The sequence below is a fragment of the Streptomyces coryli genome, assembly GCF_011044975.1.
Taxonomy (GTDB): Bacteria; Actinomycetota; Actinomycetes; order Streptomycetales; family Streptomycetaceae; genus Streptomyces; species Streptomyces coryli.
Genome location: NZ_JAAKZV010000269.1, coordinates 1 through 9,971, shown reverse-complemented (window position 1 = coordinate 9,971; position 9,971 = coordinate 1). Strand labels below are relative to the sequence as shown.

7 protein-coding genes are annotated in these 9,971 nt (G+C 72.8%); 2 read left to right on the top strand and 5 right to left on the bottom strand.

Features of this window, described 5'->3' with window-relative positions:
- On the top strand, nucleotides 1–817 hold an 817-nt coding region (locus G5C51_RS35655; RefSeq protein ID WP_165243927.1), incomplete at its 5' end, for an RNA polymerase sigma factor.
- 89 nt (nucleotides 818–906) lie between these two features.
- On the opposite strand, the gene sucD is transcribed toward G5C51_RS35655, so the two are convergent.
- The 5 genes from sucD to G5C51_RS35630 all read right to left on the bottom strand — a co-directional run bounded on the left by sucD (nucleotide 907) and on the right by G5C51_RS35630 (nucleotide 8,265).
- Nucleotides 907–1,791: a succinate--CoA ligase subunit alpha gene (gene sucD / locus G5C51_RS35650; RefSeq protein WP_165243925.1), complete on the bottom strand. Its 885-nt coding sequence runs from the start codon at nucleotides 1,789–1,791 to the stop codon at nucleotides 907–909.
- A gap of 17 nt (nucleotides 1,792–1,808) precedes the next feature.
- Entirely contained in the window at nucleotides 1,809–2,987 is a 1,179-nt protein-coding gene (gene sucC, locus G5C51_RS35645; protein ID WP_165243924.1) for an ADP-forming succinate--CoA ligase subunit beta, read from the bottom strand.
- A gap of 126 nt (nucleotides 2,988–3,113) precedes the next feature.
- Nucleotides 3,114–4,271: a VWA domain-containing protein gene (locus tag G5C51_RS35640; RefSeq protein WP_165243922.1), complete on the bottom strand. Its 1,158-nt coding sequence runs from the start codon at nucleotides 4,269–4,271 to the stop codon at nucleotides 3,114–3,116.
- The gene (locus G5C51_RS35635; protein WP_338118421.1) at nucleotides 4,268–7,033 is read right to left on the bottom strand and encodes a DUF5682 family protein; all 2,766 of its coding nucleotides are present in this window, start codon (nucleotides 7,031–7,033) and stop codon (nucleotides 4,268–4,270) included. The genes G5C51_RS35640 and G5C51_RS35635 overlap by 4 nt, the downstream gene beginning before the upstream one ends.
- A gap of 131 nt (nucleotides 7,034–7,164) precedes the next feature.
- Entirely contained in the window at nucleotides 7,165–8,265 is a 1,101-nt protein-coding gene (locus tag G5C51_RS35630; RefSeq protein ID WP_165243920.1) for an ATP-binding protein, read from the bottom strand.
- Between the two features lie 119 nt (nucleotides 8,266–8,384).
- Between G5C51_RS35630 and G5C51_RS35625 the strand changes: the two genes are divergently transcribed.
- Nucleotides 8,385–9,695: an SWIM zinc finger family protein gene (locus G5C51_RS35625; RefSeq protein WP_165243918.1), complete on the top strand. Its 1,311-nt coding sequence runs from the start codon at nucleotides 8,385–8,387 to the stop codon at nucleotides 9,693–9,695.
- Nucleotides 9,696–9,971: the final 276 nt, after the last annotated feature.

Here is a 9,971-nt window from a genome sequence, read left to right as displayed (position 1 = left end):
CCTCTCCCCCGAGGAAGAAGCCGCCCGCCAAGCCACCGCCAAAGCCGCCGCCGAAGCCTTCGACCGGCTCTATCAGCGGGCCGCGCCCGGGCTCCTCCGCCAGCTCTATCTCCTCACCGGCAACCACTCCGCCGCCCGCAACGCCGTCGAGCACGCCTTCCACACCGCATGGGAGCACTGGCCCGAGGTCGCCCGCGACCGCGACCCGCAGGGGTGGCTGCGGGCCCACGCGTACGATCACGCGCTCTCGCCCTGGCGCCGCGTATCGCCGCGCGGGCATCACCGCCCCGACGGCCAAGAGCCCTTCGGCGACGCCGAGGACCGCGAGTTGTGGGAGGCGGTCATCGCGCTGCCGCCCTCCTACCGGCGCGCGATCCTGCTCTACGACGGCGTCGGGCTCGACCTGCCCGAGACCGCCGCCGAGGTCGAGGCGTCGACGCCGGCCACCGCCGGGCGGCTCACCCACGCCCGCGAGGCGCTCGCCGCCGTCCTCCCCCGCCTCGCCGAGATGGATCACGTCGAGCAGGGGAAGTACGTGCACGAGCGGCTGCGGCACTTCGCCGCCGCGCAGCCCGTACGCACGATGCCGCTCGGCGCCGTGCGGCACCGCAGTGAGCGGCGTACGGAACTGTGGACGAAGCGCACCGCCGGGCTGGCCGCGGCGATCGCGCTGGGCGTCGTCATCACGTCGGTGACGGCGGAGGACTACTCGATCGACAGCGTCTCGCCCGCCGTCGTCACCAACTGGACCCTCGACGACGAGTCGCCGAAGTCCCGCGAGGCGACGCCGGAGGCGGAGCGTCCGCAGGCCCGCTGAGGGACGTAAACGAAAACGGGCCCGCCCCGGAGGAAACTCCCTCCGGGGCGGGCCCGTTCAAGCACTACCGCTATGCGGTGTCAGCGGCGTCAGCCGCCGAGCAGCTCCCGGGCCAGCCGCGCCGTCTCGGACGGCGTCTTGCCGACCTTCACGCCCGCGGCCTCGAGGGCCTCCTTCTTCGCCTGCGCCGTGCCGGACGAACCCGACACGATGGCGCCGGCGTGGCCCATCGTCTTGCCCTCGGGGGCGGTGAAGCCCGCGACGTAGCCGACGACCGGCTTGGTGACGTTGGCCTTGATGTAGTCGGCCGCCCGCTCCTCCGCGTCGCCGCCGATCTCGCCGATCATGACGATCAGGTCGGTGTCGGCGTCGTTCTGGAAGGCCTCCAGAGCGTCGATGTGGGTGGTGCCGATGACCGGGTCGCCACCGATGCCGACGGCGGACGAGAAGCCGATGTCGCGCAGCTCGTACATCATCTGGTACGTCAGCGTGCCCGACTTCGACACCAGGCCGATGCGGCCCGGCTTGGTGATGTCGCCCGGGATGATGCCGGCGTTGGACTGGCCCGGCGTGATCAGGCCGGGGCAGTTCGGGCCGATGATGCGGGTCTTGTTGCCCTGCGAGACGGCGTACGCGTAGAACGCGGCGCTGTCGTGCACGGCGATGCCCTCGGTGATCACCACGGCGAGCGGGATCTCGGCGTCGATGGCCTCGACCACGGCGGCCTTGGCGAAGGCCGGCGGGACGAAGAGCACGGACACGTCGGCGCCGGTCTGCTCCATGGCCTCCTTGACGGAGCCGAAGACGGGGACCTCGGTGCCGTCGAAGTCGACCTTCGTGCCCGCCTTACGGGGGTTCACGCCGCCGACGATGTTGGTGCCGTCACCCAGCATGAGCTTGGTGTGCTTCATGCCGGTGGCACCGGTCATCCCCTGGACGATGACCTTGCTGTCCTTGGTGAGGAAGATAGCCATTGCTTCTGCCCGGTTCCTTACTTCGCGGCCGCGAGCTCGGCGGCCTTGTCGGCCGCGCCGTCCATGGTGTCCACGCGCTGCACGAGCGGGTGGTTCGCGTCGGACAGGATCTTGCGACCCAGCTCCGCGTTGTTGCCGTCGAGGCGCACGACCAGCGGCTTGGAGACGTCCTCGCCCCGGGACTGCAGCAGCTCGAGGGCCTGGACGATGCCGTTGGCGACCTCGTCGCAGGCGGTGATGCCGCCGAAGACGTTGACGAAGACGGACTTGACGTCCGGGTCGCCGAGGATGATCTCGAGGCCGTTGGCCATCACCTCGGCGGACGCGCCGCCGCCGATGTCGAGGAAGTTCGCCGGCTTGACGCCGGAGTGCTTCTCACCGGCGTACGCGACGACGTCGAGGGTCGACATGACGAGCCCGGCGCCGTTGCCGATGATGCCGACCTCGCCCTCGAGCTTGACGTAGTTGAGGTTCTTGGCCTTCGCCGCGGCCTCGAGGGGGTTGGCCGCGGCCTTGTCCTCCAGCGCCTCGTGGTCCGGCTGGCGGAAGTCGGCGTTCTCGTCGAGGGAGACCTTGCCGTCGAGCGCGAGGATCTTGCCGTCCTCGGTCTTGACCAGCGGGTTCACCTCGACGAGGAGGGCGTCCTCCTTGATGAAGACGGTCCACAGCGTCTGCAGGACATCGACCACCTGGTCGGCGACCTCAGCCGGGAACTTCGCCGCCTCGACGATCTCGCGTGCCTTGGCCTCGGTCACGCCCTCGTTGGCGTCGACGGCGATCTTGGCGAGCGCCTCCGGGTTGTTCGCCGCGACCTCTTCGATCTCGACGCCGCCCTCGACGGACGCCATGGCCAGGAAGGTCCGGTTGGCGCGGTCGAGGAGGAAGGAGACGTAGTACTCGGACGCGATGCCCGGTGCCATCTCGGCGATCATGACCTTGTGGACCGTGTGGCCCTTGATGTCCATGCCGAGGATGCCCTCGGCCTTGGCAACGGCGTCGGCCGGGTCATCGGCGAGCTTCACGCCACCGGCCTTGCCGCGGCCACCGGTCTTGACCTGGGCCTTGACGACCGAACGGCCGCCAACGCGCTCGGTGGCGCCGCGCGCCTCTTCCGGCGTCTCGATGACTTCACCGGCCAGCACCGGTACGCCATGCTTGGCGAAGAGGTCCCTCGCCTGGTACTCGAACAGATCCACGCGCGTCCGTCCCTTGTAATTCAGTCGTGTCGCGGTTAATGGCAGGGCCGTCTTGCAGACTATCCCCGCCGCGATGACACGCCTAAATCGCGCATCACACTGACGCGGTGATTACGGTCACAGAGCTCACCCGCTCTCCGGCACCGGTATCGGCCGCTTCTCGATCGCCGCCGCCATCACCTCGGGAAACTGATCCGGCGTGCAGGCAAAAGCCGGCGCCCCGAGCGCCGCAAGCGCCGCCGCGTGCTCGCGGTCATACGCGGGCGCCCCCTCGTCGGACAGCGCGAGCAGCGCCACGAACTGCACTCCCGCCGCCTTCATCGCCGCGACCCGCTTCAGCATCTCGTCGCGTATCCCGCCCTCGTAGAGGTCGCTGATCAGCACCACAACCGTCTCGGCCGGGCGGCTGATCTGCGTCTGGCAGTACGCGAGCGCGCGGTTGATGTCCGTACCGCCACCGAGCTGGGTGCCGAAGAGGACGTCGACCGGGTCGGTGAGCTGCTCGGTGAGGTCGACGACGGCGGTGTCGAAGGCGACGAGCCGGGTCTCGATCGCGCGCATCGAGGCGAGCACCGCGCCGAAGACGGAGGCGTAGACGACGGAGGCGGCCATCGAGCCGGACTGGTCGATGGCTAGCACGACCTCCTTCTTTACGGACCTGGCCGCCCGGCCGTAGCCGACCAGCCGCTCGGGGACCACCGTGCGGTGCTCGGGTAGATAGTTCTTGAGATTGGCCCGGATCGTACGGTCCCAGTCGATGTCGCGGTGGCGGGGGCGCTGGATGCGCGCCGAACGGTCGAGCGCCCCGGTGAGCGTGGCCCGGGTCCGCTGCGCCAGCCGCTTCTCGAGGTCGTCGGTGACCTTGCGGACGACGGCGCGGGCCGTCTCGCGGCTCTCGTCGGGGAGCGCCTGGCTGAGGGAGAGCAGGGTGCCGACGAGGTGCACATCGGGCTCGACGGCCTGCAGCATCTCCGGCTCCAGGAGAAGCGAGGCGAGGCCGAGGCGGTCGATGGCGTCGCGCTGCATGACCTGGACGACGGAGGAGGGGAAGTAGGTGCGGATGTCGCCGAGCCAACGGGCGACCTGCGGGGAGGAGCCACCGAGGCCCGCGCCGCGGGGCTTGCCGGGGGCGCCCGGCGCGGGGCTCTGGTAGAGCGCGCTGAGGGTCTGGTCCATGGCGGCGTCCTGGCCGGACAGGGCGTGGCCGGTGCCGTCGGCGCCCTGGTCACCGCCGAGGACCAGGCGCCAGCGGCGGAGGCGGTCGTTGGTGGGGGTGGTGGTCATGGCTGGTCCTCCTGGTGTGGCGGAGCCGGCTGGTCTCCTGGAGTCACCCGGTCTCGCGGAGCCGCCGGGCCGCGGGGAGTCACCTGGCCGCGCTCGTCCTCGCGGTCGCGCTGGTCCCGCTGGTCACGCCGGTTCTCCAAGTCGCGCCGCTCCTCCCTGTCACGCCCGAGCAGCAGCTCCAGCGTCGGCAGCACGGCCGCCGCGCGGCCCTCGTCCACGTCGGGGCCGAAGCCGGGCAGGGCCTCGGTGGCGTGCTCGGGCCGCCCGCCCGCGGGGCCGCCGCGGGCGACCAGCTCGCCGATGGCGCGCCGCGCCCCGGGCTCGTACGCGCTGAACGTGCGCCGCAGCAGCGGCAGTACGTCGGTGAAGCCCGCTTCGGGAATGGCCGCGAGCCAGCCGTCGACGAGCGCGAGCAGCCGCTCGTCGTGGACGAGGAGGGTGCCGCCGCCCGCCTCGCCGCCGAGAAAGCCCTCGACCCAGGAGGCGGCCTCGCCCGGTGGGACGGCAGGCGAAAGCGCGAGCCCCATGACGCGCCCGGCCTCGTCCTCGCCGAGCACCCCGTCGTCGAGCAACAGCCGGGCGGCCCGGCCGCGGATGAGCCCGGGGAGGTCGTCGCGGTGCACGAGGCGGGAGAGGGTGCCCGCCCAACGGCTCCGGAGGGAATCGCCGTTGAGCCCCGGCCCTCCGTCCTTCGCGGGCCCCACCGCATGGTCCGCGGCAGCAGCCGCGTTCGCGCTGTCCGAGGAGCCGCCGTCCGACGTGGCGCTGTCCGAGGCACCGCTGTCCGAGGCACCGCCGTCAGAGGTGGTGCCGTCCGAGGTGGTGCCGTCCGAGGTGGTGCCGTCCGACGTGGTGCCGTCCGACGTGGCACTGACCGAGGCGCCGCCGTCCACCGCCTCCGCGGCCGGGGCGAGCAGTCCCACAGCCCGGTGCACCGCGTCCACATGCCCGCGCAGCTCCGTCGCGCCGTCCGCGTCAAGACCCGCGCACGCCCCCGGCAGCCCGACGAAGATCCGCTCCGCCAGCCCCACCGCGACCTCCGCCAACGCCGCACCCTCCGTGCCGCGGACGTCGCCATAGCGGACCGCGCGGGCGAGCGCGGGCAGCGCCTGGGCGAGGTGCCCGACGTCACTGTCCAGGGCGGCGCGGTCGGCCAGCGCGCGCATCACGACCGGCAGCGCCTCGTCGAGGCCGGCCAGTAGGCAGCGCTCAGCCAGCGCGGTGAGGCCGGCCAGCGCGGTCGTGCTCGCCGCCTCGGACTCCGTCTTCGCCGCCGCGGCGCCGCGGACCGTGGTGCCCCATACGGCCGCCTCGGCGACCCGTACCGCCAGCTCCGGCTCCCAGCGCAGCCGCCAGGTCTCCCGGAAGGTGCCGGTCGCGCCCCGCGATACGGCCGGCTCGCCCCACGGGATGTCGAGCAGCCGCAGCCGGTGCAGCAGCCTGCTGCGCCCGGCGTCGGTGTCCTTGCGCAGGTCGAGCTGCAACTCCCGCTCCAGCGCCTCCGGCTTCAGCCGCAGCGAACGCCGCTGCCGCTCCAGATCCCGCTGCAGCGGTACGGCCGGGGCGGACTCGGGCACCTCGCCGAGCACGTCCCCGACGACGAGCCGGTCCTCGACAAGAGCGAGCGGTACGCCGGAGCCCTCGCACATCACCGCCCGCACGGCGTCGAGCGTCTCCGCGAGACCGGCCAGCGGCCGCCCGCGCATCGCCGCGAGGGCCTCCGCGAGCCGCACGGCCTCGATGACATGCGCCGAGGACACGCCTATCCCCTCGTCGCGGAGCAGCCGGGCGACCTTGGTCAGCCAGCGCTCCAACGGCCGGTCCGGGGCGTCGAAGAGATGCGCATACCACCCCGGCGAATCGATCCCCGCCCCGTAACCACTCCGCCGCGCCAGCCGGTGATGCGTCCAAGGCACCCAGGCCAACTCGGCCTTGACCTTGGGCAGCCCCTTCAGCAGCGCCCGGTCGGCGGCGACGGTGGTCGCGGCCCGCAGCGCCGGTACGTGCCAGGCACCGCACACCACCGCGGCCCGCTCCCCGTGCGCCCGCTGCGCCTCCCGCAGCCGCAGGCGCATGTGCGCCTCCCGGACGGGATCGCGGTCGTATCCCCCGTCGCCGTACGCCTCGCGCAGCACGCCCATGGCCTCGCCGAGGGCGGCGAACGCCGCGATGGCATCGGCCCCTTGATCACTGCCACCGCTCCCGCTGCCGCGATGCTCGACGGCGTCCTCCCACCAGCGCTCCGGATCGTCGTATCCGGCGGTCTCGGCGAGCACAGCGAGCGGGTCGATACGGACGGCCTCGCCCCCGGGCTCGGGTCCCGAAGCCTGGCCCTGGGACGGCGCGTCGGCGTCCGCATCCGGCACCCCCGGCAACGGCCCTGGCCCACTCGCCCCTTCCTCCTCCTGCCCCAGCGCCAGCGAATGCGCCGCGGGCAGATCGATGAAGCGCAACGGCACCCCATGCTCGAGCGCCCACCGAATCGCCACCCACTCCGGCGAGAAGCCGGCCAACGGCCAGAACGCCGCCCGCGCCGGATCACCGACGACGTGCGCAAGCAGCGCCACCGGCGGGCGCATGCCCTCCTCCCCCGCGAGCCCGACGATCGCGTCCGCCTCCGGCGGCCCCTCGATCAGCACGACGCTCGGCCGGTACGCGTCCAACGCCCGCCGCACCGCCCGCGCCGAACCAGGACCGTGATGCCGCACCCCGAGCAGCAGCGGATCCCCGGGCCCGGGCCCGCCGCCCGCGCGCAGCCGCACCTCGGCCGCCCGCGCGAGGTCGACCGCGGGCACGCCGGCCCCACCGCCCGCCGACGCGGCGTACTCGGCGGCGGCCAGGGCTCGTTGACCGGCGCGCCGTCGCGCCGAGCCCTCAGCCACCACCCCAGCAGTCACTCGCTCACCTCCCGGCAGGCCCGGTAGAAGTCCTTCCAGCCGTCCCGCTCGCGGACCACCGTCTCCAGATACTCCTGCCAGACGACCTTGTCCGCCGCCGGGTCGCGCACCACCGAGCCGAGGATGCCCGCCGCCACGTCCCCCGCCCGCAGCACGCCGTCCCCGAAGTGCGCCGCCAGCGCGAGACCGCCGGTGACCACCGATATGGCCTCCGCCGTGGACAGCGTGCCGGACGGGGACTTGAGCTTCGTACGGCCGTCGTGCGTGACCCCGTCCCGCAACTCGCGGAAGACCTGAACCACCCGGCGGATCTCATCCACGCCGTCCGGCAGCTCGGGCAGCTGCAGCGAGCGGCCGATCTGGTCCACCCGGCGCGAGACGATCTCGACCTCCGCCTCCGCGGTGGCGGGCAGCGGCAGCACCACGGTGTTGAAGCGGCGGCGCAGGGCGCTGGACAGATCGTTCACACCACGATCGCGGTCATTGGCGGTCGCGATGAGATTGAAGCCCCGGACCGCCTGCACCTCCGCCCCCAACTCCGGGATCGGCAGGGTCTTCTCCGACAGGATCGTGATGAGGGTGTCCTGCACATCGGCCGGTATCCGGGTGAGCTCCTCGACCCGCGCCGTCATGCCCTCCGCCATCGAGCGCATCACCGGGCTGGGCACGAGCGCGTCGCGGCTGGGCCCGTGCGCGAGCAGCTCCGCGTAATTCCACCCGTACCGGATCGCCTCCTCCGGCGTGCCCGCCGTACCCTGCACCAGCAGCGTGGAATCCCCACTCACCGCCGCCGCCAGATGCTCCGACACCCACGTCTTGGCCGTCCCCGGCACCCCGAGCAGCAGCAGCGCCCGGTCCGTGGCCAGCGTGGAGACCGCGACCTCGACTATCCGGCGCGGGCCCACATACTTCGGCGAGATGACGGTGCCGTCATCGAGCACGCCGCCCAGCAGATACATGGCAATCGCCCACGGGGACAGCCGCCACCGCTCCGGCCGCGGCCGGTCATCGGCCGCCGCCAGCGCGGCCAGCTCGTCCGCGAAGGCATGCTCCGCATGCGGCCGCAGCGCGGCCTCCGCATCGATCTGAGTCGTCATCGCCCCTCCTCGTCTGCTGACGCGGAATCAACCATGCCCCACCCCACTGACAATCGACCCGCCGTCAGAATCCTTGCAGGTCAGGGCAGTTGTCAGTGGCGCACCGTAACGTCGTACGCATGAATCAGTCACCGGAGCGCTGGACGGCCGACCAGGTCCTGGCCCTGGCGCCGGACACCGCCTCGCAGCGCGCGGGCAGCAAGCTCTCCGCGCCGGCGCCGTGGTCGGAGTCCGGCGCCGCGGCCGGTCATGTCTGGGGCCAGTGCAAAGGCAGCGGCAGCAAGCCGTATCAGGTCGTCGTCGACCTGCACGGCCCGGCGTACAAGTGCAGTTGCCCCAGCCGCAAGTTCCCCTGCAAGCACGCGCTGGGCCTGCTGCTGCTCTGGGCCGAAGCCGGCCTGCCCGCCGAGGCGCCGACCCCGCCCTGGGCGGCCGAGTGGCTGGACGCCCGCCGCGACCGCGCCGAACGCAAGGCGGCCGCGCCCACCCCCGCGGCGACCGACCCGGCAGCCGCCCGCCGCCGCGCCGACCTCCGCCTCCAGCGCATCGCCGCCGGCGCCGCCGAGCTGGAGCAGCGCCTGGCCGACCTGCTCCGCGACGGCCTGGCCGACGCCCCGTCCGCCACCACCTGGGAAGAGACGGCGGCCCGCATGATCGACGCCCAGGCCCCCGGCCTGGCCGCGCGCGTACGGGAGTTGGCCGCCCTCCCCACCTCGGTCCCCGACCGCCCCGCCCGCCTGCTGGAGGAGTGCTCCCTCCTCCACCTGCTGAGCCGCGCCTTCCTCACCCTCGACCACCTGCCACCCCCACTGGCGGCCACGGTCCGCACCCGAGTAGGCCTCACCACCGACGCGGCCCAGCTCCTGGAATCCGGCACCATCCGCGACACCTGGCTGATCCTGTCCCAGACCGACCAACAGGACCCCCGCCTGACCACCCGCCGCATCTGGCTGCGCGGCACGGAGTCGGGCCGCATGGCCCTACTCCTCTCTTACGGCGCCGCCGGCCGCGCCCCCGAACTGGCCCTCCCCACCGGCCTCTCCCTCGACGCCGACCTGGCGTACTACCCGGGCGCCCACCCCCTCCGCGCCACACTCGGCACCCGCCACGACGCGCCGATCCGCGGCACCGAACCACCGGGCGAGCACATCGACACAGCCATAGCGGCATACGCGACGGCGCTCACCGCCGACCCCTGGCTGGACTCGACCCCGACCGTCCTGACCGACGTCATCCCCATCCCAGGCGACGACTGGCAAGTAGCCGACCACCAAGGCGAGAAGGCCCTCCCGGTCAACGGCCACGACACCGACCTATGGCGCCTGCTCTCGATCTCCGGCGGCCGCCCCGTCACCCTCTTCGGCGAACTCGGCCACGAGGGCTTCCGCCCCCTCACCACGTGGTATCGGACGGAGGCGGCCCCGCTATGAGCACCACACCCGCAGCCCACCCCCCGAAGGAGGGGACGGAGTGGAGCGACGCCGCCGAAAAAGTCTTAGCGAAGCGGGCTTTTTCGGCGGTGTCGCGGAACTCCGTCCCCGGCCCACGCACGAACAAAGCCCGTCCGGCGCTTGAGGACTTCCGCGGCGCAGCCGCAGGAAACCCGCGCCGAAGGCGCGCACCCCAACGCCCCCGCAACCCGAGGAGGCCGCAATGACCACGACCGCCCCCTGGCAAGACCTAGTCTCCGCCGCCCTCCTCGGCAC